The sequence below is a fragment of the Streptomyces sp. NRRL F-5122 genome, assembly GCF_001507435.1.
Classification (GTDB): domain Bacteria; phylum Actinomycetota; class Actinomycetes; order Streptomycetales; family Streptomycetaceae; genus Streptomyces; species Streptomyces lannensis.
Genome location: NZ_LMWH01000004.1, coordinates 170,691 through 197,326 on the forward strand (window position 1 = coordinate 170,691; position 26,636 = coordinate 197,326).

The 26,636-nt window shown below is 71.2% G+C and carries 23 protein-coding genes and 1 pseudogene; 8 read left to right on the forward strand and 16 right to left on the reverse strand.

Annotated elements, in window-relative coordinates:
- Nucleotides 1-121 precede the first annotated feature (121 nt).
- The 3 genes and pseudogenes from pulA to ADL25_RS02990 all read left to right on the forward strand — a co-directional run bounded on the left by pulA (nt 122) and on the right by ADL25_RS02990 (nt 7,607).
- Complete coding sequence (gene pulA, locus ADL25_RS02980; protein WP_059126006.1) at nt 122-5,539, forward strand: pullulanase-type alpha-1,6-glucosidase; 5,418 nt, start codon at nt 122-124, stop codon at nt 5,537-5,539.
- 71 nt (nt 5,540-5,610) lie between these two features.
- Nucleotides 5,611-7,229, forward strand: a pseudogene (locus tag ADL25_RS02985) (SpoIIE family protein phosphatase).
- Between the two features lie 27 nt (nt 7,230-7,256).
- Nucleotides 7,257-7,607: a 5-carboxymethyl-2-hydroxymuconate Delta-isomerase gene (locus tag ADL25_RS02990; RefSeq protein ID WP_059126007.1), complete on the forward strand. Its 351-nt coding sequence runs from the start codon at nt 7,257-7,259 to the stop codon at nt 7,605-7,607.
- Between the two features lie 25 nt (nt 7,608-7,632).
- Here the strand turns inward: ADL25_RS02990 and ADL25_RS02995 are convergent, their stop codons facing one another.
- From ADL25_RS02995 to ADL25_RS03015, 5 genes are all read right to left on the reverse strand, one after another.
- Nucleotides 7,633-8,322: a TetR/AcrR family transcriptional regulator gene (locus ADL25_RS02995; RefSeq protein WP_107116489.1), complete on the reverse strand. Its 690-nt coding sequence runs from the start codon at nt 8,320-8,322 to the stop codon at nt 7,633-7,635.
- Between the two features lie 167 nt (nt 8,323-8,489).
- A complete protein-coding gene (locus tag ADL25_RS03000; protein WP_059126064.1) occupies nt 8,490-10,418 on the reverse strand; it encodes a hypothetical protein in 1,929 nt (642 codons plus the stop codon).
- A 128-nt stretch (nt 10,419-10,546) separates the two neighbouring features.
- Complete coding sequence (locus ADL25_RS03005; RefSeq protein ID WP_059126009.1) at nt 10,547-11,074, reverse strand: tetratricopeptide repeat protein; 528 nt, start codon at nt 11,072-11,074, stop codon at nt 10,547-10,549.
- A 153-nt stretch (nt 11,075-11,227) separates the two neighbouring features.
- Nucleotides 11,228-12,373, reverse strand: coding sequence for an RNA polymerase sigma factor (locus ADL25_RS03010; protein ID WP_059126010.1), 1,146 nt, complete (start codon nt 12,371-12,373; stop codon nt 11,228-11,230).
- A gap of 8 nt (nt 12,374-12,381) precedes the next feature.
- A complete protein-coding gene (locus tag ADL25_RS03015; protein WP_059126011.1) occupies nt 12,382-12,789 on the reverse strand; it encodes a YciI family protein in 408 nt (135 codons plus the stop codon).
- Nucleotides 12,790-13,080: 291 nt separating this feature from the next.
- On the opposite strand from ADL25_RS03015, the gene ADL25_RS03020 reads away from it, so the two are divergent.
- Nucleotides 13,081-13,503, forward strand: a complete 423-nt coding sequence (locus ADL25_RS03020) for a hypothetical protein (RefSeq protein WP_059126012.1) — start codon at nt 13,081-13,083, stop codon at nt 13,501-13,503.
- Between the two features lie 75 nt (nt 13,504-13,578).
- Here the strand turns inward: ADL25_RS03020 and ADL25_RS03025 are convergent, their stop codons facing one another.
- The 5 genes from ADL25_RS03025 to ADL25_RS03045 all read right to left on the reverse strand — a co-directional run bounded on the left by ADL25_RS03025 (nt 13,579) and on the right by ADL25_RS03045 (nt 19,184).
- Complete coding sequence (locus ADL25_RS03025; RefSeq protein ID WP_059126013.1) at nt 13,579-15,108, reverse strand: DUF1996 domain-containing protein; 1,530 nt, start codon at nt 15,106-15,108, stop codon at nt 13,579-13,581.
- Nucleotides 15,109-15,482: 374 nt separating this feature from the next.
- Nucleotides 15,483-16,475: an NAD-dependent epimerase/dehydratase family protein gene (locus ADL25_RS03030; protein ID WP_079050136.1), complete on the reverse strand. Its 993-nt coding sequence runs from the start codon at nt 16,473-16,475 to the stop codon at nt 15,483-15,485.
- A 70-nt stretch (nt 16,476-16,545) separates the two neighbouring features.
- Nucleotides 16,546-17,130, reverse strand: coding sequence for a winged helix-turn-helix domain-containing protein (locus tag ADL25_RS03035; RefSeq protein ID WP_059126015.1), 585 nt, complete (start codon nt 17,128-17,130; stop codon nt 16,546-16,548).
- Between the two features lie 398 nt (nt 17,131-17,528).
- Nucleotides 17,529-18,557 (reverse strand): glutamine synthetase, encoded by a 1,029-nt coding sequence (gene glnII, locus ADL25_RS03040; RefSeq protein WP_059126016.1) that lies wholly within the window; start codon nt 18,555-18,557, stop codon nt 17,529-17,531.
- 141 nt (nt 18,558-18,698) lie between these two features.
- The gene (locus tag ADL25_RS03045; protein WP_059126017.1) at nt 18,699-19,184 is read right to left on the reverse strand and encodes a MarR family transcriptional regulator; all 486 of its coding nucleotides are present in this window, start codon (nt 19,182-19,184) and stop codon (nt 18,699-18,701) included.
- 67 nt (nt 19,185-19,251) lie between these two features.
- On the opposite strand from ADL25_RS03045, the gene ADL25_RS03050 reads away from it, so the two are divergent.
- Nucleotides 19,252-20,115, forward strand: coding sequence for an alpha/beta fold hydrolase (locus ADL25_RS03050; protein ID WP_059126018.1), 864 nt, complete (start codon nt 19,252-19,254; stop codon nt 20,113-20,115).
- A gap of 2 nt (nt 20,116-20,117) precedes the next feature.
- Here the strand turns inward: ADL25_RS03050 and ADL25_RS03055 are convergent, their stop codons facing one another.
- Together ADL25_RS03055 and ADL25_RS03060 are read right to left on the reverse strand one after the other, a co-directional pair.
- Entirely contained in the window at nt 20,118-20,804 is a 687-nt protein-coding gene (locus ADL25_RS03055) for a hypothetical protein (protein WP_059126019.1), read from the reverse strand.
- Nucleotides 20,805-20,940: 136 nt separating this feature from the next.
- The gene (locus ADL25_RS03060; RefSeq protein ID WP_059126020.1) at nt 20,941-21,300 is read right to left on the reverse strand and encodes an arsenate reductase family protein; all 360 of its coding nucleotides are present in this window, start codon (nt 21,298-21,300) and stop codon (nt 20,941-20,943) included.
- Between the two features lie 164 nt (nt 21,301-21,464).
- On the opposite strand from ADL25_RS03060, the gene ADL25_RS03065 reads away from it, so the two are divergent.
- Nucleotides 21,465-21,773 carry a hypothetical protein gene (locus ADL25_RS03065; protein WP_059126021.1) on the forward strand — a complete coding sequence of 103 codons (309 nt, stop codon included), beginning with the start codon at nt 21,465-21,467 and terminating at the stop codon, nt 21,771-21,773.
- 67 nt (nt 21,774-21,840) lie between these two features.
- Here the strand turns inward: ADL25_RS03065 and ADL25_RS03070 are convergent, their stop codons facing one another.
- Nucleotides 21,841-23,034: a winged helix DNA-binding domain-containing protein gene (locus ADL25_RS03070; RefSeq protein WP_059126022.1), complete on the reverse strand. Its 1,194-nt coding sequence runs from the start codon at nt 23,032-23,034 to the stop codon at nt 21,841-21,843.
- Nucleotides 23,035-23,185: 151 nt separating this feature from the next.
- Here ADL25_RS03070 and ADL25_RS03075 point away from each other — a divergent pair, with 151 nt between their 5' ends.
- Entirely contained in the window at nt 23,186-23,680 is a 495-nt protein-coding gene (locus tag ADL25_RS03075; RefSeq protein ID WP_234380348.1) for a hypothetical protein, read from the forward strand.
- A 117-nt stretch (nt 23,681-23,797) separates the two neighbouring features.
- Here ADL25_RS03075 and ADL25_RS03080 read toward each other — a convergent pair whose 3' ends face one another.
- Nucleotides 23,798-24,520 (reverse strand): alpha/beta hydrolase, encoded by a 723-nt coding sequence (locus tag ADL25_RS03080; RefSeq protein WP_059126024.1) that lies wholly within the window; start codon nt 24,518-24,520, stop codon nt 23,798-23,800.
- A 260-nt stretch (nt 24,521-24,780) separates the two neighbouring features.
- Here ADL25_RS03080 and ADL25_RS03085 point away from each other — a divergent pair, with 260 nt between their 5' ends.
- On the forward strand, nt 24,781-25,056 hold the full coding sequence (locus ADL25_RS03085) for a hypothetical protein (RefSeq protein WP_059126025.1): 276 nt from the start codon (nt 24,781-24,783) through the stop codon (nt 25,054-25,056).
- A 22-nt stretch (nt 25,057-25,078) separates the two neighbouring features.
- Here the strand turns inward: ADL25_RS03085 and pspAB are convergent, their stop codons facing one another.
- Together pspAB and htpX are read right to left on the reverse strand one after the other, a co-directional pair.
- Nucleotides 25,079-25,663 (reverse strand): PspA-associated protein PspAB, encoded by a 585-nt coding sequence (gene pspAB, locus ADL25_RS03090; RefSeq protein ID WP_059126026.1) that lies wholly within the window; start codon nt 25,661-25,663, stop codon nt 25,079-25,081.
- Between the two features lie 6 nt (nt 25,664-25,669).
- A complete protein-coding gene (gene htpX, locus ADL25_RS03095; RefSeq protein ID WP_059126027.1) occupies nt 25,670-26,590 on the reverse strand; it encodes a zinc metalloprotease HtpX in 921 nt (306 codons plus the stop codon).
- Nucleotides 26,591-26,636: the final 46 nt, after the last annotated feature.

Here is a 26,636-nt window from a genome sequence, read left to right on the forward strand (position 1 = left end):
TCAAGACTCTTGCTGTAAAGCTTGCAGGGACGGTACGGTCGCGCGGGCGCCCGGCGACGGAGCCGTGCCGCGGCGCAGGGGTCGGACCCGATCGAGCCGTAATCGCAAGGAGTTCACGCCTGTGATACCGAGATGGCCGGCGCCCCGCAGGCGCCCCGCCCAGAGCCGGACAAGGGTCGCGGCCCTCACCGTCACCGCACTCGCCGCGGCACTCATGCCGCCCCTGGCCGCACAGGCCGCCACCGTGCCACCGCCGCCGACCGACGCGCGGCTCGCGGCCGAGCCCGCACGGCACGACGCGACCCGGGAGCAGTTCTACTTCGTCATGCCGGACCGCTTCGCCGACGGCGACGTCTCCAACAACCGTGGAGGGCTGACCGGTTCGCGTCTGGCGACCGGGTACGACCCCAGCGACAAGGGGTTCTACCAGGGCGGTGACCTCAAGGGCCTGACCAAGAGGCTCGACTACATCAAGGGCCTCGGCACCACCGCCATCTGGATGGCGCCGATCTTCAAGAACCAGCCGGTGCAGGGCACCGGTTCCGACGCCTCGGCCGGCTACCACGGTTACTGGATCACCGACTTCACCCGTGTCGACCCGCACTTCGGCAGCAACGACGACCTGCGGACCCTCATCTCCAAGGCGCATGCCAAGGGCATGAAGGTCTACTTCGACGTCATCACCAACCACACCGCCGATGTCGTCGACTACAAGGAGAAGTCCTACGACTACCTCTCCAAGGGGGCCTTCCCCTATCTGACCAAGGACGGGCGGCCCTTCGACGACGCCGGCCACGCCGACGGCACGAACGGCTTCCCGGCCACGGACGCCGACTCCTTCCCGCGCACCCCGGTGGTCCCCGCCGCGAAGAAGGACGTCAAGGTCCCCACCTGGCTCAACGACCCGACGATGTACCACAACCGCGGTGACTCCACGTACGCCGGCGAGTCCACGACATACGGCGACTTCTCCGGGCTCGACGACCTGTGGACAGAGCGTCCCGAGGTGGTCGAGGGCATGGAGAGGATCTACGAGCGGTGGGTGCGGGACTTCGGTGTCGACGGCTTCCGCATCGACACCGTGAAGCACGTGAACATGGAGTTCTGGACGCAGTGGGCGACGGCGCTCGACCGGTATGCCGCCGCGCACGGACGCAAGAACTTCTTCATGTTCGGTGAGGTCTATTCCTCCGACCCGTCGGTCACGGCCCCGTACGTCACCCAGGGGCGCCTCGACGCCACCCTCGACTTCCCCTTCCAGGAGGCGGCCCGCCAGTACGCCTCCCAGGGCGGCAGCGCGCAGAAGCTCGCGGGCGTCTTCGCGAACGACTACCGCTACACGACCGACAAGGCCAACGCCTACGAGCAGGTCACCTTCCTCGGCAACCACGACATGGGGCGGATCGGCTCCTTCCTGGAGCAGGACAACCCCGAGGCGTCGGACGCGGAACTGCTCGGGAAGGACCGGCTCGCCAATGAGCTGATGTTCCTCAGCCGCGGCAATCCGGTCGTCTACTACGGCGACGAGCAGGGCTTCACCGGATCGGGCGGCGACAAGGACGCCCGCCAGACGATGTTCGCGTCCAAGGTCGCGGACTACCTGGACGACGACGAGATCGGCACCGAACGCACGCACGCGAGCGATGCCTACGACACGAGTGCGCCGCTCTACCGGCAGATCAGCACCCTCTCCGCGCTGCGCAAGGACAACCCCGCGCTCGCCGACGGTGTCCAGACCGAGCGGTACGCGGCCGACGGCCCCGGCATCTACGCCTTCTCCCGCACGGGGAACGACGGGACCGAGTACGTCGTCGCCTTCAACAACGCCGGCGCACAGAAGACGGCCACGTTCGCGACGGGGTCGGCCACGATGGCGTTCCGCGGCATATACGGGACCGACACGCAGGTCAGGAGCGGCGCGGACAAGAAGGTCACCGTCACCGTCCCCGCCGGGTCCGCCGTCGTCCTCAAGGCCGCCGCCCGTCTCGGCACCCCCGCCGCAAGGCCGACCCTCGTCCTGAAGGCCCCGGACGCGGGCGCCACCGGCACCGTCGACCTCACGGCCGACGTCGACGGTGGCCTGCTCGACCGGGTCGTGTTCGCCGCCCAGACCGGCAACGGGCCCTGGCGTGTGCTCGGTTCAGCCGACCACGCCCCGTACCGGGTCACCCAGACCATCGACAAGGACGCGGCCCCCGGCACCGTCCTGCGCTACAAGGCGGTCGTGGTCGACACGGCCGGGCGCACCGCGAGCGCCACGGCCACGAGCACCACCGGCACGCCGCCCGCGCCCGAGGTCCCCACGGCCTCCTCCCGCGACTATGCCGTCGTCCACTACAAGCGAGCCGACGGCGACTACGCGAACTGGAACCTGTACGCCTGGGGCGACCTCGCCGACGGCGAGGCGACCGAGTGGCCGGCCGGCCACCCCTTCTCCGGGCGCGACGCCTACGGCGCCTTCGCCTGGGTCAAGCTCAAGCCGGGCGCCTCGAACGTGGGCTTCCTGGTCGTCGACAAGAACGGCACCGAGGACGTGTCCGCCGACCGTGCCATCGACGTCACCAGGACCGGCGAGGTCTGGGTCGAGCAGGGCAAGGAGACCGTCCTCACCGAGAAGCCGGCGGCCGACTACCCCGCCCAGGACAGGATGAAGGCGATCCTCCACTACCACCGCGCGGACGGTGACTACGACGGCTGGGGGCTGCACGTCTGGACGGGCGCGGCGAACCCCACCGACTGGTCCGACCCGCTGAAGCCGGTGCGCACCGACGCGTACGGCGCGGTCTTCGAGGTGCCGCTCACCGAGGGGGCCACCAGCCTCGGCTACATCGTCCACAAGGGCGACGAGAAGGACCTGCCCTCGGACCAGTCACTGGACCTCACGGCGAACGGCCACGAGGTGTGGCTGCTGAGCGGCCAGGAGAAGTACCTGCTGCCCCAGCCCGCGGGCAGCGCGGCCGCCCTCGACCTGACCACGTCCAAAGCCGTCTGGACCGACCGCGACACCCTGGCCTGGAACGGTGCCGACAACGCCGCCTCGACCCAGTTGCTCTACTCCCACGACGGTTCGATCGCCGTCGAGCACGGCACACTCACCGGCGACGACGTGCGCTGGCTGCGGCTGACGAGGAGCACGCTCACCGACGCGCAGAAGGCGAAGTTCCCGTATCTGAAGGACTACACGGCCTGGTCCGTCGACCCGCGCGACCGGGACCGGGTGCGCGAGGCACTGAGCGGTCAGCTCGTGGCCTCCCAGCGCGCGGCGAACGGCGCCGTGACGGCCGCGACGGGAGTGCAGATCGCCGGTGTCCTGGACGATCTGTACCCCGATGCGACCAAGGCCGCCCTCGGCCCGGTCTTCCACGACGGCCGGCCGACCCTGTCCGTGTGGGCGCCGACGGCCCAGAGCGTGCACCTCGACCTCGACGGCACCACCGTCCCGATGCGCCGTGACGCCGCCACCGGCGTATGGTCCGTCAGCGGCCCGGCGTCCTGGAAGAACAGGCCCTACCGGTACGTCGTGAAGGTCTGGGCGCCCAGCGTCCGCAAGATCGTCACCAACGAGGTCACCGATCCCTACTCGGTCGCCCTGACCGCGAACTCGGAGCGCAGCCTGGTCGTCGACCTGAACGACAGATCCCTCGCCCCGCGCGGCTGGTCGACGCTCGACAAACCGAAGGCCGTGCCGCTCAGGGACGCCGAGATCCAGGAGTTGCACATCCGGGACTTCTCGGCCGCCGACGGCACGGTCCCGGCGAAGGACCGGGGTACCTATCTCGCCTTCGCGGACAAGGACAGCGACGGTTCCGCGCACCTGCGCGCGCTGGCCGAGGCCGGGACGTCGTACGTCCATCTGCTGCCCGCCTTCGACTTCGCCACCGTCCCCGAGAGGCAGGCCGACCGGACGAGCCCCGACTGCGACCTCACCTCCTACGCGCCCGACTCGGACAAGCAGCAGGAGTGCGTCACGAAGTCCGCCGCCAAGGACGCCTACAACTGGGGTTACGACCCGTACCACTACACGGTTCCCGAGGGGTCCTACGCCACCGACCCGGACGGCACCGCCCGTACGCTCCAGTTCCGCGAGATGGTCAAGTCGCTGAACCAGGACGGCCTCAGGGTCGTCATGGACGTCGTCTACAACCACACGTCGGCGAGCGGTCAGGCGGAGACCAGCGTCCTGGACCGGATCGTGCCGGGCTACTACCAGCGGCTCCTCGCCGACGGCTCGGTGGCGAACAGCACCTGCTGCGCCAACACCGCGACCGAGAACGCCATGATGGGCAAGCTCGTCGTGGACTCCCTCGTCACCTGGGCCAAGGAGTACAAGGTCGACGGGTTCCGGTTCGACCTCATGGGCCACCACCCGAAGGCCAACATCCTCGCCGTGCGGCGGGCCCTCGACACGCTGACCGTCGAGAAGGACGGTGTCGACGGCAAGAAGATCATCCTGTACGGGGAGGGCTGGAACTTCGGCGAGGTCGCGAACGACGCCCGCTTCGTCCAGGCCACGCAGGCGAACATGGCGGGCACCGGCATCGCCACCTTCTCCGACCGGGCGCGTGACGCGGTGCGCGGCGGCGGCCCCTTCGACGAGGACCCCGGCGTCCAGGGCTTCGCCTCCGGTCTGTACACCGACCCCAACTCCTCGACGGGCAACGGGACGCCCGCCGAGCAGAAGGCCCGCCTGCTGCACTACCAGGACCTCATCAAGGTCGGTCTCAGCGGCGACCTCGCCGGCTACCGCTTCACCGACACGGACGGCAGGAAGGTCACCGGAGCCGAGGTCGACTACAACGGTGCACCGGCCGGTTACGCAGACGCGCCGGGTGACGCCCTCGCCTACGCCGACGCGCACGACAACGAGTCGCTCTTCGACGCGCTCGCGTACAAGCTGCCCAAGGACACCTCCGCGTCCGACCGGGCCCGTATGCAGGTCCTCGCCATGGCGACGGCCGCCCTCTCGCAGGGCCCCTCGCTGTCCCAGGCGGGCTCGGACCTGCTGCGCTCCAAGTCCCTCGACCGCAACTCGTTCGACAGCGGCGACTGGTTCAACGCCATCCACTGGAACTGCCGCGACGGCAATGGGTTCGGCCGCGGGCTGCCGCCCGCGGCCGACAACCGGTCCAAGTGGCCGTACGCGGGGCCCCTGCTGACCTCGATCGAGGTGGGGTGCGCCCAGATCGACGGCACCTCCGCCGCGTACCGGGACCTGCTGAGGATCCGTACGACCGAGCGCGTCTTCTCGCTCGCGACCGCCGACGAGGTGCAGTCGAAGCTGTCCTTCCCGCTTTCCGGCAAGGACGAGACGCCCGGTGTGATCACGATGCAGCTGGGCGATCTGGTCGTCGTCCTCAACGCGACGCCGCAGCGGCAGGAGCAGACGGTCGCGGACCTGGCGGGCAAGGCCTACGCGCTGCACCCGGTGCAGGCCGCGGGCGCAGACCCTATCGTCAAGACGTCCTCGTACGCGGAGGATTCCGGGACGTTCGCCATTCCGGGTCGCACGGTGGGGATCTTCTCCAGGGTCGGACACTAGGACACCAGCGTGGTGGGGCGGGCCGGGAACTCCCGGTCCGCCCCTTCTCCGTGCGCCGAGGGGCGGCTCACATGGATGGCAACGGCAAACAGACCGAGTCCACCGTGATGGTGGTCGACGACGTGCACGCCAGCCGCTACGCGCTGGGTGCGGTGCTCCGCCGGGCGGGACACAGCGTGGTGCCCGTCGCCAGCGGCGGCGAGGCACTGACCGAACTCGATCTGCGGCTGCGCCGGGGCACCCTGCCCGACGTCGCCCTCGTCGACGTGGGCCTGCCGGACATGAGCGGCTTCGAACTGTGCCGCAGGCTCAAGTCCTCGCCCACCACCGCCGCACTCCCGGTCGTGCACTTCTCGGCCGTATCCGCCGGGCCCGGATTCCGCTGCCGTGGGCTGGACTCCGGCGGCGAGGCGTATCTGTCGGTGCCGGCCGAACCCGAGGAGATCCAGGCCGTCGTACGCGCCGCCGTGCGCGGAGCACGGATGAGGACCGGGGCGGAGGCACTGGCGCGGCGGCTGACGCTGCTGTCCGAGACGATCGTCTGTGTGCAGGCGGCGCGCTGCATGACGGAACTGGTACGGGCCGCAGCCGAGGGCGCCGCCCGGCTCACCGGCTCGCCCGCGTGGTCTTCGTGCTCGGTGAGGAGGGGGAGCTGTACCGGGGACTGTCCCGCTCCCGCGCCCGCACCTCGCTGCCGGACTCCGAGGCCCATGAGACGGTCGCCCGGCTGATCCGCGGTCTGTTCGGCGCGCACACGGGCGCGCACGGCACGGTGGTGCCCTATCCACTGTGGCCTGCGGGGTTTCTGCGGCCCGGCAAGGCCGAGGACGCGCGTGTGGTGGTCGCGCGAAGCCGGGAGTGCAAGCCCGCCGTCTGCGTCGCCGTGCCCGCACACGGCCCGACGGACGAGGGCGACCGGCTGGTCACCCGGCTCGCCCGGGCCACCGCCCTCGCCGCGGAGACGCTGCTCATGTACCAGGTGGAGCGCCATGTGGCGCTCACTCTGCAGCACAGCTTCCTGCCCCAGGAGGCGCCCGAGGTCCAGGGTGCCGAGACGGTCGTCCGCTATGTGCCCGCCTCGCGGCAGACGGAGATCGGCGGGGACTTCTACGCGGCGCTGACCACCTCGCAGGGGGTGCTCGCGGCGGTGGGCGACATCGCGGGGCACTCGCTGGACGCCGCCACCGTCATGGTGGAGATCCGGCACGCGTTGCGCGCCTACTGCGTCGAGAACCCGGATCCGCGGATCCTGGCCGGGCGCCTCGACCGGCTGCTGCAGCACTTCCATCCGGACGTCACCGCCACGGTCTGCCTGGCCCTGGTCGAACCGGCCGACGGGCGCATGCGGATCGCCAACGCGGGCCACATTCCACCCCTGGTCGTGCACGAGGACGGCACGGCGGAGTACGTATGCGCCGAAGGGCCGTTGCTCGGACTCGGGCTGGACCGGCCGCCGCCGACCGAGGCGGTGCTGGGTCCCGCGGACCGCCTGCTCATGGTCACCGACGGGCTCATCGAGACCCGTGGCACCGATCTCGCCGTGTCGATGGAACACCTGCGCTCGGCCGCCGCCGGGGCTCCGCCCGGTGCGGCCACACTGTGCGACACACTGCTGCGCTGCTTCGGTCGGGACCGCGAGGACGACATCGCACTCCTCGCGCTGCGGCTGGGCGGCACGGAGCTAGGGTGAGGGTGCCCGCCGTAGAACAGGAGCGTCATGCCGCAGATCACCGTCGACTACTCCGCAACACTGGAGGACTCCTTCGACCGGCGCGGGTTCGCGCCGGCGCTGCACGCCGAGGTGGTCGAGATCGCGGCCGCGCGGATCGAGGCGTGCAAGACCCAGTTCCGCCGCACCGAGGACACCACGGTCGGCGCCGACCTCGAGGGCCACGCGGTTGTGCACGTCACCCTGGGGCTGCTGGCCGGACGCAGCGACGACACCAGGGTGCGGCTCACCGAGGCGACACTTGAGCTGCTGCGGCAGCATGTGAAGCCGGCCGAAGGACTCGCCCTGCACCTCTCCGCCGAGGTGCGGGATCTCGACCCGTCGTACCGCAAGTCCTAGAGCTGACGGGCCGTCGACGCGTCCGTCAGGACGCCAGGGAGATCAGCCGGGCGGCCAGATCGCCGAAGGGTCCGTCGCCCGGCTCGTCCCGCAGCACCCGCCGCAGCAGCGTCGCCATCTCGTCGTCGTGGACGGCGCTCACCGCCGACAGCGCGGCGAAGTCGTGCACGAGCTGGACCTCCAGCTCGCGGCGGGGGATCCGGCGCCCGTCCAACCAGATCAGTGCCGTCGACTCGACGAGCGAGATCCACGAGCGGATCACCAACTCCAGGCGCGCCGGCGGCTCCGTGATGCCCAGGTGCGCGAGGATCTGGACATACGCGGCCTGACGCACCGAGTCGATGAGCGCGTTCGTCCGCGACGAGCCGACCGCGGGCCCGCCGCGCATCAACGCCGAGAAACCGGGGCCGTGTTCGTCGACGAAGTCGAAGAACCGGTGCATCACGCGCAGCAGCCGGGCGCCCAGCGGCCCCTCCTGCGGCTCCACGAAGCGGCCCGCCAGATCCTCCGAGGCGCGCGTCAACGCGGCTTCGTAGAGGCTCAGTTTGCCGGGGAAGTAGTGATAGACCAGCGGCCTCGAGATGCCGGCGGCCGACGCTATCTCGTCGATCGAGACCTCGTCGGGGGAGCGCCGGCTGAACAGTTCGAGCGCGATGCCGATCAACTGCTGCCGCCGTTCCTCGACTCCCATTCTGCGGCGTACCCCGGTTGTCATGCGAACACCTTACCGATCGGATCCGGTCCCGAACGGGTCCCGGTGACCATGGAGGTTCACATATTCAGCACGATCTACTCACCGAATGCCCATGATTCGGGTGTCAACGGCCCGCGCCGCACCGCGGTCGGCCCCCGAGACACCACCGAGCGGCCGGCAGCCCGCGCTCAGCGCAGACCGCTGATCGTCCTGCCGTCCTCGAGAGTCCCCTTCAACCCGGCCTGCGCACCCTGCGCCGCCCGCACCGCCAGCAGGTTTCCGTCCGCCGAACCCGTCACCCCGCCGGTCGCCCGGATCGACCCGGTGTCCGAGCTCCCCGCGGCGAGGAGGTACCAGCGACCTTCCGCGGATTTCCACAACACCCCCGCCAGCACATGGGGATCCTTCGTGCCGCACGCGGTGACGCCCTCGGCCTTGGCCGCGACCGCCCCGTACCGACCGCCAGGCGTCTGGAACTGAGCCAGCACCCGCGGCCCGTCCCCCCGCCAGGTGTCGGCCCGTGTGCACACCCAGGCGGCCGACCCGGACCCGTCCGGCAGCGTCTGCTGCGCGAACTCCCAGGCGTTGACGGACCGGACGCCCTGTGACCGCACGGCCGCCAGCGAGCAGGCGAACGGGGACCAGGTCCGCAGGGCCTCCGCCTTCGAGGCCTCGCCCGGTGCGCCGGGCCGTCCCACGGTCAGATGCGCCGGGGTCAGCTCCCCGAGGTCGGTCAGCAGCCGGGTGCCCGAACCTTCCGTGAGCTGGAGCACGTTCCACGACGAGCACGAGCCGGTCCCCTCGGCCGGACCGGCCAGCGGCGCGGTCACGCCGTCCTGGAGGCCCAGGTCCACCGCCTCGGCGGACGGTTCGAGCAGGTCCCGCTCAGCGGCTTCGGTCACCCAGGGCGCGGTCAGATAGCGGACGTTGCCGTCGGCGCGGCCCAGGACGACCGCCTCCGCCTCGGCGCCGGTGGCCGCGTCGACCCGTGCGAAGTCGAGTGCGGCTCCGTCCGTGCCGCCGGCCGGCTCGGCATAGCGGGCGATACGCAGACCGTCGTAGAAGATCACCACGCGTGCCGCGTCGACGCGCCCGGCGTAGAGCAGTTGCGGTGGCCCGGCCGGAGCACCCGAAGGGGTGCCGGGGGTGGCGGAGACCTGGACCGACCCACCGGGTCGCGACCAGACGGCGAGGGCGCGCCGGAGCAGCGCGGTGTCCCCGGTGAGGCCACCGCGCGCCGGCCACACGGAGAAGTCGGTGCGCGCCGAGGTCCGCCAGGCGGTGGGCGGCACCTTGGTGAGCTTGGCCGGGTCCAGTGCGGCCCGGGCCGCGGGGTTCTGCGCATCCCCCGGGGCGGCCGCACCGTCCGGGCCCCAGCCGCCGCTGGGCAGGGCGAGCAGCACGCCGCACACCACGGCGGCGCCCGCTGCGGCGAGCGCGGCCTTGGTGTGCTGCCGGCGCCGCATCAGATCGGTCGGCCGGGCCTGCAGTGAGCACGGGTCGAACTCGGGGGACCCCAGCAGCGCGTCCTGCCTGGGCACGCGCGAGGCCTCGCGCAGGGCGGCCGTCGGGCGGGTGACACCCGCGGCGGACAGCACCTTGCGCACGTCGTCCTCGGGCAGCCGCTCCAGGCCGCGCAGCACATAGGCGGCGCGGGCCGGCCCGGGCAGGGCGGACAGCTGCTGGTCCAGGGCGAGTTCCTCGGCGCCGCCCGAGCGTGGGAACAGCTTCAGGCCCCACACCTGGGGAAACAGGGGTGGCAGTTGCGAGCGCCTGGGCCAGGCCGTGCGCTTCGGCGGGCGGCCCGCCTGCAGAGCCGTACGCAGTACCTGGAGACGCAGCAAGGAGTACCCGGGGTCCTCCTTCCCGCCGTCGGTTCCTCCCGCGGCCTGAGCCGGGATCACGGAGGCGGAGGCGCGTCTGCGGGGCAGCGCACGCTGGACGAGGGCGTGTGCGGTCAGCACCCGCCGCGTACGGCCGAGACCGGGTGGCAGCACCAGATAGGCGAGGCGGACGAGCCGGGGGTAGTGCTCGACGAGTGCGGCCTCGGCCTGCTCGACGTCGACGACCGGTCCGGAGCCGGGAGTTGATCGCGGGGCGACTTCCTGTGACTGCACGTCCGGCAAACGAGCGAGACGGTGGTTGGTCACCTGGACGGTTGGCCGGCCCGGTTCCCGGGCGACCCTGGGCACAGGGCGCCCGCGGACGTTTCGGACCGGGCCGTCCGAGCGGGCCGGACGGACGCTCAGGCTCCCGGTTCGACCAGCATGCGGGCGTAGTTCGCCATCGAGCGCTGGTAGCGCGGCAGATGGGGTGCGAGCGCGCCGAGCACCAGGGACAGGCCCTCGCGGTCGCGGCCCAGGCTGGACAGGCACAGGGCCAGGCAGCCGCGCACGGCGTCGTCCAGTTCGTCGGAGGGGGCGTCGAGTTCGGGGGTGAGCAGGGTGACACCCTCCTCGGCCTGTCCGGTGTTCCGCAGCGAACTGGCCAACTGGATCTTCGTGCGGCGCCCGCGGTAACCGTCGAGGCCGCGGGCGAGCGCCTCCCGGTACAGCGGCACCGCCTTGTCCGAGTGACCCGTCGAGTCCCAGGCGCAGGCCCTTTCGAAGAACCCGAGCGGGCTGTCCTCGGGCAGTTCGGCGACGAGGGCGTCGATCACGGCGCGGAAGTCCGCGGCGCTCTCGGGCGATCCGCCGCCGGGTGCCGTCCTGGTGTGCTCCTCGAAGGCCGCCCAGGCGGCGGCCACGCGCTGTTCCCAGTCCTGCGTGCTCATGATCCCCCTTGCTCCGGTGTTCAGGCCGCCCACCCTCGCACAACTGTGCCGGTTGGGGCACCGGATTCGGGGCCGCCACGAACGGGCCCGGTTCGGCGGCTCTCCGGGCGGCCGTACCGCCGCCGGGCAGGTCGCCGTCCGGGCGGTGGGCCGTCAATGACGGAACCGAGCGTTGAGCCGGGCCGCCTGGCGCGTCAGATGGTCGCGCTCGGCGAGGTTCGCCGCCTTGCGGGCCGCCTCGGCGTACAGACGCGCGGCCGTACCGAGGTCGCCGTCGCGTTCGTGGAGGTACGCCGCCACCGCGCAGTGGCGGGGGAGCGAGTCGTCCAGCCCGGCGAGCGCCGCAAGTCCGGCGCGCGGTCCGTCGGCCTCGCCCACGGCCACCGCGCGGTTGAGGCGGACGACCGGGCTGTCGGTCAGCCGCGCGAGCTCGTCGTACCACTCGACGATCTGCACCCAGTCGGTCTCCCCGGCGGTGGGCGCGTCGGCGTGGAGTGCGGCAATGGCCGCCTGGGCCTGGAACTCGCCGAGCCGGTCGCGGGCGAGGGCCCCCTGCAGGATCCCGACACCCTCGGCGATCGCCTCGGTGTCCCACCGGGCGCGGTCCTGCTCGGCGAGCGGCACCAGGCTGCCGTCGGGTGCGGTCCGGGCAGCGCGCCGGGCGTGGTGCAGGAGCATGAGGGCCAGCAGCCCGGCCACCTCGGGGTGGTCGATCACGGCCGCGAGCTGCCGGGTGAGCCGGATGGCCTCGGCGGCCAGGTCGACGTCGCCGGAGTAGCCCTCGTTGAAGACCAGATAGAGGACGCGCAGCACGGTGGCGACGTCCCCGGGCTGGTCGAACCGCACGCCGGAGACGGTGCGCTTGGCCCGGCTGATGCGCTGGGCCATGGTCGCCTCCGGCACCAGATAGGCCTCGGCGATCTGACGGGTGCTCAGCCCGCCCACGGCGCGCAGCGTGAGCGCGACCGCGGACGACGGCGTGAGCGACGGGTGGGCGCACAGGAAGTAGAGCCGGAGCGTGTCGTCCGCCGTCGGGGCCGGACCGGGCGTCGGCTCCTTGTCGACGGCCTCCTCGCGCCGGCGGCGCGCCGCGTCCGCCCGGGTCGCGTCCAGGAACCGGCGCCAGGCCACGGTCACCAGCCAGCCCTTCGGGTCCCGCGGTGGCCGCTCCGGCCACACGCGGACCGCCTCCACCAGTGCGTCCTGCACGGCGTCCTCGGCCGCCGCGAAGTCGGCTCCGCGGCGGACGAGGACGGAGAGCACGCTCGGTGTGAGGCTCCGGAGCAGGGCCTCGTCCATGGGGGAGGTCACTCCGTGATGGTGGGCGGGGCGCTCAGGAACGGGCGCACCTCGAGCCACTCGTGGATCGGCTTCCCGCCCGCCCCGGGAGCGGCCGACAGCTCCCCGGCCAGGTCGACGGCGCGCTCGTAGCTGTCGACGTCGATCACCATCCAGCCGGCGATGAGGTCCTTGGTCTCGGCGAACGGGCCGTCGGTGACCGGAGGGCGGCCCTCCCCGTCGTAGCGGACCCACCTCCCCTCGGGGGCGAGCGCCTGACCGTCGACGAACTCGCCGGTCTTCTCCAGCCGGGCCGCGAAGTCCTGCATGTACTGGATGTGCGCCGAGATCTCCTCCGGCGTCCACTGGTCCATGGGTACGTCGTTGACCGCCGCCGGTGCTCCGCGGTAGTGCTTCAGCAGCAAGTACTTGGCCATCGTGATTCTCCTCGGTGCTGGTGCGACCCATTGTGGTCACGTTCACTGCGGGGACGGAGCCGCTCACGTGTTCTCGACATCGCCGACGGATTGTTTTTGGGAGATCTTCCGGACGGGGCCCGGGCCCCGTCCCGGACGTCGTGCCGGAGCCGTCCCCGCACGGCCGGATCGTGCGTGATCCGGAAGGGACCGCCGGTGCCATTGAGCACGGGCCGCGCCGCAGCCGTAGGGAAGGGCAGGGCCCTTGCGGGGGCTCCCGGCGGCATGGGCCCCGAGGAGCGGAGGAAACACATGAGATGGACGCGCGAGATGCTGACGGCCGGTGCGGCCGCCGCCCTGCTGACGCTGACCGGGTGCGCGGGGTCGGGAGGGTCGGACGACGCCCAGGAGAGGATCCCGGTGACCGCGACCGGCAGCCTGGAGGACCTGGCAGCGGACGTGAAGTGCAAGCCGGACATCCAGACGGACGCGGACGAGATCCGGCAGGCCATCTGCAACAACTCCGACGGCAAGTTCGTGCTCGCCACCTTCGCCACCGACCGGGGGCAGCGTGACTGGATCAACGACGCCAAGGACTACGGCGGCTTCTATCTGGTGGGCCGCAAGTGGGTCGCGGTGGGCGACGACGGCGTGGTCAAGGCGTTGCGCGGCACGCTGGGCGGCGATGTGGAGATCGGCACGGACCACCACGCCCACGCGGGGCACGGCGGCTGAGCCGCGTGGGGGCGGACATGCCGAAGGCCGGTGGCGGGATCTCCCGCCACCGGCCTTCTTCAGTCGATCACCGGGTCACTGACACTGCTGACCGCGGTTGACGCAGTTGGTGATCTTGTTCGCCAGGCCGCCGGTCGTGACACTGATGAAGTCGTCGTGATCGGTGGCCGGCTTGTGGAGCTGCTCGGGGAAGCCGTCCACCGCATAGGCGTTCTTCACCACGCCGTTCTGCAGGGTCGGCGGCGTGATCTTGTACACCAGACGCATCGTCAGCTGCGGGATCGCCTTGAAGCCGTTCTGGCAGTTGCCGCGCGCGTCGGCGAAGGCCACATGCGTGCGGTGGTTGGCACTGTCGATGTTCTGGCCGTCCCAGCAGCTCTGGAACGCGAACGTGCGGACCACGTTGCTGCCCCGCGGGCAGATCGGGTACTGCGTCGTCAGCTGGACCTTGTTCTCGAAGCCGGTGCAGCTCCAGTGCGCGTTGGCGTTCGCCAGTCCGTTGGTCGTGGTCTTGGCGTCACCGGTGATGATGCGAAGGAACTGCGGCATCGCGACGACCTTGCCGGTCGGGCTGCCGACGTACTTGATCTGCGCCTGCACCGGCGTCAGGATCCGGCCGACGTTGCCTTCCTTGCCGCCGCCGTCCGCGTCCTGGTCGAAGTCCTGCGAGCCGTCCTGAACACGGACGACCGGCCAGTAGTAGGACGACAGGTCGTTCTTGTTCTGGCAGCTGGTCCCGCCCTGCAGGAACGTGTCGTTGCTGGCGAACGCGTTGACCTTCTGGTTGCCGACGTAGTCGTGCAGGTGGTGCGCGCCGTTGGCCACGCCGGGCGCCACGATCACGTTGTCGGTGTTGTGGTTCTTGTTGGCGTTCACGCCGCACCGAGTGGTGAACGTGCCCGTCGAGGCGTTGCGGCTCCTCTGGGGCTTCGCCTGGACGTTCCGCCGCACCTTCGTGATGTCGACGAAGTCGGCCGCGACGGGACCGTTGCCGGCCTGGCCGCCGTTGCCCTGCTGCTGGCCGCCGTTGTTGTTCTGCTGCTGACCGCCGTTCTGCTGCTGGCCACCGGTGTTCTGCTGCTGACCACCGTTCTGCTGTTGGCCCGTGTTGTCCTGGCCGGCGTTGGTGTTGGCCTGATTGGCGGTGGCTCCGGTGCAGCCGGCCAGACCGTCCAGGCTGTCGGGCGCGCTGGCGCCGACCCGGTTGATCTCCAGCTGGATGCGGTCGATGATCACCTGTCGCCGCTCCTTGAGCGGCTGGAGGATCGAGTTCTGGACGAAGCTCGCGTCCCTCGACTGCGCGTCGCGCGTGGTCGCCAGACGCTGGTAGGCGTCCGTGATCTGGCGGTCGAGGTTGGCCAGTTCGCCGTCGACCTCGGTACGGGCCTGGTTCGGCACGTTGGTGAGTTGCTGCCCCACGTCCGGGCAGGTGATGGTGGCCACCTGCGCCGTGGCGGCCTTGGTGGTGTTCTGTCCGTTCGTCTCGTGTGCCGAGGCGTAGTAGTTCGCCCAGATCAGCCCGCCCCCACCGAGCGCTAGGGCAGCCGAGGCGGCTATGGCCTTGGTGGCCAGCGGCGTACGGCGTTTTCTTGTGTTGCGTCCCATGGAACTCCTCTGACTTCCTTTCGGGGCGGAGGCGCCCGACAGGGGTGAAGCGGCGCCGTCCCATACGCAGGGGGTTCGTGGGGCGTTCAGAATTCTCAGAAAAACTTGGCGGCCCGGGTGGTCATTTCAGGCACAAGAGGCACAGAAGCCCCTGTTTCAGCGGCAGTTGAGCGGGGTAGCCCTCTGGTTTTGAATTACATTCAGTTTTGAGTCCGGTGCCGTCTTTTCCGGTCGCGGTCCATATGGGCGACTGCGGCCGTGAACCGGCCATTGTCGTCGTGAGAAAACGCCATGACCCGGTTTGGCGAAAATGTGGGAGATATGTTTCGCGATCGCCCGTTCCGGTACGACGATGGGACGGCACCGGATCCGGATCAGAGCCCGAGCACCTTCGCCTCCACCGTGGGGTCGAGTCCCACCGGCGGCAGGCCCGCCCGCCGCGGTGCTTCCCCGTCGAGGCCGCGCAACCACTCCCAGGTGTCCCGTACCGTCTCCTCGACCGTCCGGCACCGCAGCCCGTCCCGCACCGCTCGTGAGACGTCCGCGGCGTGCAGGGCGGCGTGGTAGTCGGTGTCCGGCGGCACCCACACCGGCAGCTGTGTCCACGGTTCGATCCCGGCGGCCAGGATCGCCTCGGGCGCCGTCCAGCGCAGTTGCGCGGCGCCCCCGGTCACCTGTGCGCAGGCGTCCAGCAGTGCGCCCATGGTCGCGTGGCCCTGCGGGCTGATGAGGTTGTACGGCCCGCTGAGTCCCTGCTCCACCGCACCGAGGATCCACCCGGCGAGGTCCCGGGCGTCGATGTACTGCAACGGCAGATCGCGCGGACCGGGCGCGAGCACCGGCCCACCGCGGGCCATCCGGCCGAGCCACCAGGGCAGCCGGCCGACGTTCTCGTGCGGACCCAGGATCAGCCCGGCCCGCACGAGCAGCGCCGCGTTCGCGCCGAAGGCCCCGGTCGCGGCCAGTTCCCCGCCCAGCTTGTCCTGCGCGTACTCGGTGCGCTCCGCGTCCGCCGCGGCTCCCTCGACCAGGGGAGCGCTCTCGTCGTACCCGGGGTCGGGCGCCCAGGCGTACACCGAGCAGCTGGACACATACACATACCGGGCGGCGCGGCCGGCGAGCAGCCCCGCGGTCTCGTGCACCGCGCGGGGCGCCCCCGACCAGGTGTCGACGACGGCGTCCCACTCGCCGTCGGCCAGCGCCGCGAGTCCGCCGGTCCCGGTGCGGTCGCCCCGCAGCGCGCGTACCCCGGGCGCGGGCCGGTGCCGCCCCCGGTTGAGGACGGTGACGTCCCATCCTCGATCGAGGGCGGCGTCCACGACGGCCCGCCCCACGAACTCCGTTCCACCCAGCACCAGAAGTCTCATGCCGACGACTGTGCCCGGCGGGCCCGCGGGGCGGAACCCCGATCTGCTGACAGGAGATTCGCCGCAGGCGTCAGCGTCCGGCCCGAGGCACGTACTTGTAGCCCACGCGACGCACCGTCTGGATCGCACCGCGGTGCTCGGCGCCGAGCTTGCGCCGCAGCCGGGCGATGTGGACGTCGACGGTGCGTCCGTCGCCCACATGGTCGTAGCCCCACACCGTGGTCACCAGCTGGTCCCTGGTGTGCACCCGGTGGGGGTGCGCGACCAGGTGCGCGAGCAGCTCGAACTCCAGATAGGTAAGGTCCAGCGGCCGTCCGGCCACCGTGGCGGTACGCCGAGCGGTGTCGACGCCGAGGAGACCCGCGCCGTCGGCGGCGGGGGCGGGGTCCTGCTCGCCGGGCACCGCGACCGGCAGCACCGGCGGTTGCCGGTCGGCCGGGACGAGCACCAGGTAGCCGATCATCGGGGGCCTGCCCGGCAGGCCGGGCAGGGAGTGCTGGGGTGCCGGCAGCCAGGTGGCGCCGGGCGGCAGGAAGTCCGCCATGTCGACGACCTCGTCGCGGTCGACGGCTCGCAGCCGGTGGCGTGCGGAGCCGTCCGCGGAGGCGGCGGGGGTGTCGAGGGCGGCGGTCGAGAGAGGACGAGTGGTCGCCATGAGAGGTCAGCTCTTTCGCGCGAGAAGTTCGTCGGGAGAGGCCGACGACCGCGGGTGAGGCCGGGGTCGTCGGGGACGTACGTCGTGCGCGCTGGCCGTAGGCCGGGTGTACGGCTTCAGAGGGCCCGCGCGTTTCGCGCGCGACAACACACCCGGTCGAAGTCGTGGTGCTGACGGGAGGGCCAGAAGGGCTCGAGGTCATGGCGACCCGTCGCACTGAGCTTCTGGAAGCTGGCCATGGATCCATTGAAGCAGACGACAGCGCTGCGCAGGAGACCGCTCTCACCCGTCGGAAGCTCTTGACGTGAACGTGACGTCGCCCACCGCACGGAGGGCGGGAGACGCGAGGGGGCGCCCACCGTGCGGTGGGCGCCCCCTCGGAGCCGATGGTGCGTCGATCAGACCTGACCGGCCTTCTCCAGCGCCGAGCAGCAGGTGTCGACGATCAGACGGGTCACGAGATACGGGTCGACGTTGGCGTTCGGACGGCGGTCCTCGATGTAGCCCTTGCCGTCCTTCTCCACCTGCCAGGGGATGCGGACCGAGGCGCCGCGGTTGGACACCCCGTAGGAGTACTCGTTCCACGGGGCGGTCTCGTGCAGACCCGTCAGCCGGTCGTCGATGCCGGCGCCGTAGCTCTTGACGTGGTCCATCGGCTTGGAGCCCTCGCCGAGCGCCTCGCACGCGGTGATGATGGCCTCGTAGCCCTCGCGCATCGCCCTGGTCGAGAAGTTGGTGTGCGCGCCTGCGCCGTTCCAGTCGCCCTTGACCGGCTTCGGATCGAGGGTGGCGGAGACACCGAAGTCCTCGGCGGTGCGGTACAGCAGCCAGCGCGCGACCCACAGCTGGTCCGCGACCTCGAGCGGGGCGAGCGGGCCGACCTGGAACTCCCACTGACCGGGCATGACCTCGGCGTTGATGCCGGAGATGCCCAGACCCGCCTTCAGGCAGTTCTCCAGGTGCGCCTCGACGATCTCACGGCCGAAGATCTCGTCGGCGCCGACACCGCAGTAGTAGCCGCCCTGCGGGGCCGGGAAGCCGCCCTCGGGGAAGCCGAGCGGACGCGTGCCGTCGAAGAAGGTGTACTCCTGCTCGATACCGAAGATCGGCTCCTGCGCGGCGAACTTCGCGGCGACCTCGACCAGCGCGGCGCGAGTGTTGGAGGGGTGCGGCGCCATGTCCGTGTCGAGGACCTCGCACAGCACCAGAACGTCGTCGCCGCCGCGTACCGGGTCGGGACAGGAGAAGACCGGCTTGAGCACGCAGTCCGAGGAGTGGCCCTCGGCCTGGTTGGTGGAGGAGCCGTCGAAGCCCCAGATCGGCAACTCGGCACCCTTGGCGTCGTCTCCCAGGATCTTCGTCTTGGAACGGAGCTTGGCCGTCGGCTCGGTGCCGTCGATCCAGATGTACTCAGCCTTGAAGGTCACGGGCCACATCCTTCGGGGTGGGTCTCGACCGCGCGGTCGAACCGGTTGCGGGTGCGCGGCGCGGCGGCACTGGGCGCCTGGTGTCGCCCGCAGCCTGTCAACAGGCGATTTCCCGGCCGTTGCCCATGTGTGAACCCCGTGTTACCCGGGGTCGGTGTGCCCTGTCTCCGCGCCGTGGTCCGCGGCGGCACGGCGGACGCCGTCCAGGAAGCCCCGCACCGCCGCCAGTTCCCGTTCGTCGTACCCCTGGAGCAGCTCGACGGCCCGTCCGATCAGCGGACCGAAGGACGCCCACCCGAGCTCCACCGCCCGCTCGTCGACCTCGACGAGCACCCGCCGCCGGTCGCGCCCGTCCCGTACGCGCCGGACGTGCCCGAGCCGTTCCAGCCGGTCGACCAGGGCCGTGGTGCCCGCGGAGTTGAGCCCGAGGAGTGCGCCGAGACGGCCGGCCGTCATCTCCTCCCCGGCACGCGAGGCGTCCATGAGGGCGATCAGGGCACGCACGTCGGTCGGGTGCATGCCGTTGCGATGGGCGAACCGGACACTGTGCAGGCCGAGTTCGACGGTCGTAGCGCGCAGGAGATGGACGATCTCCAGCTCGGGTCCCTGGTGTGCCCGGTCCGCCATGCGCGCCCCGATCGTCGGCTTGTATCTTGCTGGCCAAGTATCTCGCTCAGCGAGAGAATAAGGGCTCATGGACTCCTCCGCACACAAGACGCATGATCCGGCCGAATTCCTCGCGGCGTACGACGACCTGCTCGCCCGGTGGCCCGCCGGCACCCGGCACGGCACCGTGGCCACCGACTTCGGCAGCACCCGGGTGAACAGCTGCGGCCCGCACGACGGTCCACCGCTCGTGCTGCTGCCGGGTGGCCGTGCGACCTCGGCCTCCTGGTTCGCCAACGCGGCCGCCCTGTCCCGTGTCTTCCGTGTCCACGCCGTCGACCTGATCGGTGACGCCGGGTGCAGTGTTCCCGACCCGAGCCGCCCCGTCCGCACGGTCGAGGACCTGACGGCCTGGCTCGACGCGGTACTCGACGGGCTGGGGATCGAACGGGCCGCCCTGACCGGGCACTCGTACGGCGGCTGGATCGCCCTCCACTACGCCTTGCACGCCCCGGGCCGTGTCACCCGTCTCGCCCTGCTCGACCCGACCCAGTGCTTCGCCGGGTTCCGGGCCGGCTACCTCCTGCACGCCCTGCCCATGACCCTGCGGCCCGCCGCCCACAGGGTCCGGGCCTTCCTGGAGTGGGAGACGGGCGGGGTGCCGCCCGCCGTGTGGCTGCGGCTCCAGGAGGCGACGGCCGGTTTCCCGACGGCCCGTCCGGTCACGGGGCCACGCCCGAGCGCCGCCGCGCTGCGCTCGCTGCGTACCAGGGTCCTGCTGCTCGTGGCCGCGAACAGCAGGACCCATGATCCCCACCGGGTGGCCGCCCGTGCCGCCGAGTTGCTGCCGGACGTGGAGACCCATGTACTGCCAGGGGTGTCTCATCACGCGTTGCCGTACACCGACCCGGCGGTCACGGACCGCCGCCTCCTGGAGTTCTTGAGCGGCTGACGTCACCCCACCTTCTCGATCACGGCCCGGCGGATCAGGAACTTGCCGGGCTCGCGGACCTGCTCGAAGGCCGCGTTGTTGAGCAGCGCGCAGCTACCGGAGACCGAAGTGACCGTCACCGTGGTGGACTTGTTGTTGTCCAGGTTGGTGACCTTCAGCCTCGTGCCCGCCGGGAACTGGTTGCTCGACGCGGCGGGGGCGCCGGCCTCACCGGACAGCGTCACCGTCGAGCCCTTGCAGACCTGTTGGCCCGAGGTGTTCCCGGTGTTGCCCGCGGGGGCCGTCGTCGCGGTTGCGTTGCCGGCGGGCTGCGAGGCCTGAGGGTCCTGAGCCGACCCCCCGGCCTGCGCGGCACCGCCGGGCTGTGCCGCCCCGCCCGCCTGGACGGACTCGCCCACCTGACAGCCCGACGCCTCCTGCTGGACCTTGATCTGGGCGATCACCGCCTCACGGTTGGCGATCCGCGCCGCCGACTGGGCGTCCGGAGCGGCCTTCTGCCCGGCGATGAACGACTCGTTGTTTCCGAGCGCGGTGGCCAGCCCCTGGCAGACCGTCGAGTTGGACGCGTTCTGCACGTTCGCCGCGTTCGAGGTGGCCGCGAGGGCGAAGGCCCCGCTGCCGGCCACGGCGACGGCGGTGACCGCCAGCGCGATCTTCTTCTTGCGACCGAGGGTTCTCCTACGCGACATGCGCGCCTCCTGTCCCCGGCCGCCTTCCCCGGCGGCCGGTCGCGATAGGTACGCCGCTATGTACGAGGACCCGAACGGGGTTGCTCAGCAGTTGCAGAAGTCGCCGAAGTAACGTGGATCACACGGCAGTTGTGGCTCAGCGGGCCAGGGCGTCGCGTACCGCTTCGTCCGTACGGGCGACGACGGCCGTGCCGTCCTCGGCGGTGATGATCGGCCGCTGGATGAGCTTCGGGTGCTCGGCGAGCGCGCGCACCCAGCGGTCGCGGTTCGCCTCGTCCCTCGCCCACGCCTTCATGCCGAGTTCCTTGGCGTCGGCCTCCTGGGTGCGGGTGATGTCCCAGGGTTCGAGGCCGAGGCGGGTCAGTACATCGCGGATCTCGTCCTCGGTCGGGACGTCCTCCAGATAGCGCCGGACCGTGTAGTCGGCGCCTTCGGCGTCGAGCAGGGTGAGCGCGCTGCGGCACTTCGAGCAGGCCGGATTGATCCAGATCTCCATGTCCCACACGGTAGTCGAAGCACCACTTCTCACGGGTGTCACAACCTCGCCCAAAGCCCTTGTGGCCAGCGGCTTTTGTCAGTGGGCGGCAGTAGAATAGAAGCAGTGTTCGAGGGAGTTGCCGGGACGTCCGGACGGCTCCCCGCCGCGACAGGAGGATGCCCGTGCCCGCTGCCGCAACGAAGCCGAAGTCGAACAGGTCCACCGCCCACCGGCAGGTCGCGCTGGATCTGCCGTACGCGCCGGTGGCGAAACGCCCGCTCCCTCCGGGGCGGCCGCGCGAGTGGTACGTCACGCACAACCGGCGCCTGAAGGCGATGCGTCTCGCCATCGCCCTTCTCGACTCCGGGGTGTACATGGCGAATCAGGCGCGCAACGAGACCATAAGGACCACGGCGGAACGGATCGGAGTGCACCCGCCGTCGGACACGACGTGTCACATGGTGCGGGCGCTGATGAGGTACAGCCGCTGACCCGTGGTGCCGGGCGCCCTCCGGACGGGAGGGCGCCCGGCACCGGTGCGGTCGGGAACGGGTGGCGTCACGCGGAGAGTTCCTTCTCCAGAGGCGTCCGGAAGCGCGGTGTCACCGGGGTGCCGGCCAGCCACGATCCGAGCCGCTCGGCCTCCGCCCCGATCACCGACCGTTCCTCGCGGCCGAGGCCCGCCGTCTCCAGCAGCCGCCACACCACCTCGCCGTCCGGTCTCCGGGCCCAGCCGCCCACCACGCGACCGTTCCACCACACCGTCGGGCCCACGTTGCCGCTGCCGTCGAACAGGGCCGGGCGCAGGCCGGGGGAGAGATACCAGTCACGCTCCTGCCAGCCCATCGCCGTGGGGTCCAGACCGGGGAGCAGGGCCGCCCACGGTCCGGCCGGTGACTCCACCGGTTCCGTGTCCTCGGCGGTCACATACGCCGTGGCCCCGCCGTCGACGGTCACCGGAACCGCTCCGATCGCGGCCAGCGCCCGCCGGACGTCCGTGAGCTTCCACCCCGTCCACCACTTGAGGTCCGTCTCCGTGGCCGGGCCGCAGGCCGCCAGCCAGTGGCGTAGCAGCTCCCGCTGCGCCTCATCGGGCGGCAGTACGGGGTGGGGCGGGGCGACCGCCCAGCGGAACTGCGATGACGTCCACGCCCCCAGCGGACGGCCGCGCACCACCCGCCCCTCGACGCCGAGAACCCGCATCAGACGGGACGACACCGTCTGCTCGGTCTCGTAGCTCCTGCCCGCGCCGTAGGTGAAGCGCTCCTTCAACCGCGGTTCGTCCCGGGTGAGTTCGGCGACGGTCGCCTGTCCACGCCGGGCCAGCGCGGCCAGCGCCGACGCCTCCACCTCGCTGAGCCACTCCGCCGTCAGCCGGCCCTCGCTCCCGGTCACCATGTCCTTCACCAGCGCGGCCCGTGCCTTCACCGCGATGGTGAGTCCCGTCGACGCGTGCACCACGGCGGCCAGCCCGGTGGGGAACACGAACACGGTGTGCCGCATGCCGTGCATCCGCACCAGCGTGCGCTCCTCGTACAGTGCCCGCTCGCCCTCCGCCACGGTCCGTCCCGCGTCCGCGAGCCGCGCCCCGACCGCCAGGTACACCGTGGCCGGGTCCGTGCCGTGCAGGGCGACCAGCGACCCGGCCACCTCCTCGGGTGTCACGGCCCGCGCCTGAGGGGCCAGCCGCTGCCGCAGCGCGAGCCGCGCCCGCCGTTCCTCAGTGCCGATGTTCCTCTGCCGCCCGCCCACGCCGCCTCCCCGCCGACCCCGTACGAGAACGTGCCCATCCTTGCCGAAGCCGGTCCCTCGCGGGCCCCGTCACCCGAAGCGCGGTACCCCGCGTGCGGATGTGCGCCCGATCGGCCTTGACTGAACCCATCAAGGGAAGGCGGGAGAGGCGATGGCACGACACGGAATGCGGGACATGGCGCGAGGTGCCGCGATCGTCGTCGCGGCGGCCGCCGTGCTCTCGGGCTGTTCCGACAGAGGCGCCTCGGGCACCGCGTCGCAGGCCGCTTCCGCCGCGACCGAGGCGGCCTCCGCCGCCGCCTCCGAGGCCGGGGCCGCCCTGGCGTCCGCGAGCGCGGAGGCCGGTCGCAAGCTGGACCAGATCAAGGGCGGCGCCCACGCCAAGGCCGATGTGAAGCTGGGCGCGATCGCGGACGAGTCGGGAGGGCGCAAGGCGGCGCCGGTCGCCGTCACCAACCCGACGTCCGAGTCGCGCACCTACGCCGTGCAGGTCAACTTCAAGGACACCAAGGGCAATCTGCTCGACACGGTCGTCGTCACGGTGTCCGACGTCCCCGGTGGCGGCTCGAAGAACGCCACCGCGCTGAGCAACCGCGGGCTCTCGGGTGATGTCGTCACCTCCGTCGCCCGCGCCGTACGGTACTGATCCGGTGCCCGGCCCCCACGCGCCAGGACAGCGACCGCCGGGCCCGCGCGCCCCGCGGTCGGGCCCCCGGCGCCCACCGCGACCCGGCCCGGGCCCCGCGCGCCCCCGTCCCGTGGTCTAGGGTCTGTCCGCCAGTACGACGTCCACGAACCGCCGGCGGTCCTCCGCATGGTCGCGGAACCACAGGCCCAACCGGTGTTCCGCGCGGGGCAGGTCGAGCCGGGTGAAGGAGGCGTTCACGGCGAGCGCCGCCGCCACCGACGCCGTCACCTCGGCCGGGATCACGGAATCGGTGCCGGGCACCGCGAGCACCGCCCGGCCCCGGTAGGTGCGCAGCACCTCGAGCGCGGGTGCCGTACGCCAACTCCCCGGCGTGCGCAGGATCTCCGTGAAGCGGCCCGCTCCGTCGCCGAACGGGAGCGGCCAGGCGTCCGCCGCGTAGACGGCGGGCGCGCACAGGCCCAGCGCCACCACCCGCCTCCGGTAGTGCCGCGCAAGGTCCGCGACCGTCTGCCCGCTCATGCTGAAACCGACCAGAACCAGCGGCCCGTTCGCAGGTGTCCGCGCGTCGATCACGGCGACGGCCTGCTCGAAACGCCGCTTCAGGCTCAACTCGGCGAGTCGGCCCGTGCTTTCGCCGTGCCCGGAGAAGTCGAACGCGAGGCCGCGGCAGCCGCGTGCGACGAACTCCTCGAGCAGCGGAAGCAGTCGCCGTGTACTGCCGTTGCCCGCCCCGTGCAGCAGGACGGCGGTGGCGGCGTCCGGATCGCCGTCGCCGCCGTGGATCCCGCTGAGTCGTTCACCGTCGTGTCCGTGTGCGAAAGAGGAGAACCCGATCACGGGTCCATTCACGCACGGTCACGGCTTCCACCCTCCCCGATCCGCCGAATCGGGCGTGCGGGAAAAGGAGATGCACACCGAGTGACCGTCTCCCTACGCTGGACATGCGTACCGGAGCGGCCCACCACCGCTTTCCACCGGACCGGCATCACCCGGTGGACTCGGGGCTAATCTCTACGCACCGACGGCGGCCGCCCACCCCCAGCGCCCCGTCGTATCCCCTTGGCACAACCACTCACCCACGCCCACGGAGGCCCGTCATGGGCACCTTCCTCATCGCCGGAACCGTCGTCCTCTTTCTCCTAGGGTTCAACAACCACGTCTGGTGGCTGGCCGCCGGCTTCCTGCTCTTCGTCTACGTGAGTTACGGACGGAACTCGTCCTCGGCGTCCTCGACGGGCTCGGGAGGCCCCCCGGCTGCGGCGGGCAACTACCAGCAGTACCGCGAGCGCCGTGACCAGCAGGCCAAGTGGGAGCGCCGCTACCGCCGCGAGCGCCCCTTCGAGTCCCGTCGTCAGGACCGGGACAAGAGCTAGTGACGCCGCCGGGGCCGCCCGCTCACAGGCCGGGCGCGCCCCAGACGGGGAACCAGCGGCCGAGGTCCTGCTCGATCCGCAGGTCGTCGGCCAGTGCGGCTTTGACCTGCAGTTCCAGCGCGTTGTCGCGCCGCTCGCCCGGTCCGGTGAGCGGCGCGAACGGATAGAAGGTGCCGCGCTTGTAGAGATAGACCAGGCCGAGCCGCCGCCCGCGCGCGTCCTGGAAGCCGGCCGTCGAGCACAGCAGTTGAGGCCCGAAGCCGTTGATCTCCATCGCGCTGTTCACCGCGTGCAGATCGTTGACCAGGGCGGGCAGCTGGTCGGGAGTGCGACGCGACACCAGCCAGGAGTAGCCGTAGTCGTCCCGCTGCAGTTCGACGGGCGGGCCGCTGCGATCGACGTCCGCGTCCAGCAGCGCCTGGACCTCGCGGTTGGTCTGCGAGAACGCACCGCCCTCGACCGTCGCGAAGCAGACCGCTCCGGTCCCGGTCGGGGTGAACCCGGCTGCGGCCTCGAGCGTGATCGCCGCCGAAGGAAGCGCGAAGAGCTGGTCGAGATCGGGCGCCACCGGCTTTGTACGACCGAGCAGGATGTCCAGGAATCCCATGGGGGTTCAGACCGCCTTTCCCGGTGCCGCCGCCTCGCCCAGCTCCGCGGAGATGCGGCCGAGCTGCTCGAGCCGCTGCTCCAGGGTCGGGTGGGTGGAGAAGTAACGGGAGATGCCCGGCTCGGCGCCGAACGCGGGGGTGAAGTAGAAGGCGTTGAAGGCCTGCGCGGTCCGTAGGTCCCTCGTCGGGATGCGGGCAATGTCCCCGCTGACCTTGGTCAGAGCGGACGCCAGCGCCGAGGGGCGCCCGGTGAGGTGGGCGGCGGCGCGGTCGGCGGCCAGCTCACGGTACCGGGACAGGGCCCGGATCAGCAGGAAACTGATCGCATAGACGAGCGCAGAGATTCCCATCACGGCACCGAAGACCACGATGGTGTTCTGGTCCTTGCGCCCACGCCCGAAAAGCTCCGAGTAGAACGCGAACCGGACGACCAGTCCGGCGATCACCCCGAGGAACGACGCCAGCGTGATCACCGCGACGTCCTTGTGCGCCACGTGCGACAGCTCGTGCGCGAGCACACCCTCCAGCTCGTCGGGTTCCAGCCGCCGCAGCAGCCCGCTGGTCACGCACAGCACGGCATGGTCGGGGTTGCGGCCGGTCGCGAAGGCGTTCGGCATGTCCATGCCGGAGACCGCGACGAGCGGTTTGGGCATGTCGGCCACCGCACACAGCCGGTCGACCACCCCGTGCAGCTGCGGATACTCCTCACGCTCCACGATCCGCCCGTGCATGGCGTACAGCGCGATCCGATCCGAGAACCAGTACTGCGCGCCGATCACCAGGGCCGCGATCACGACGACCAGCACCCAGGATTTCAGCAACGCGATCAACGCGGCGATGAAGGCCACGTACAGCAATCCGAGCAGAAACATCGTGACCGTCATCCGCACGGTCAGTCGCCGATCGCTCCGGAACCGGCTCTGCATCCTGCATCACCTCGCAGTACCCAGCAGTGAGGCACCCGTCCCACCA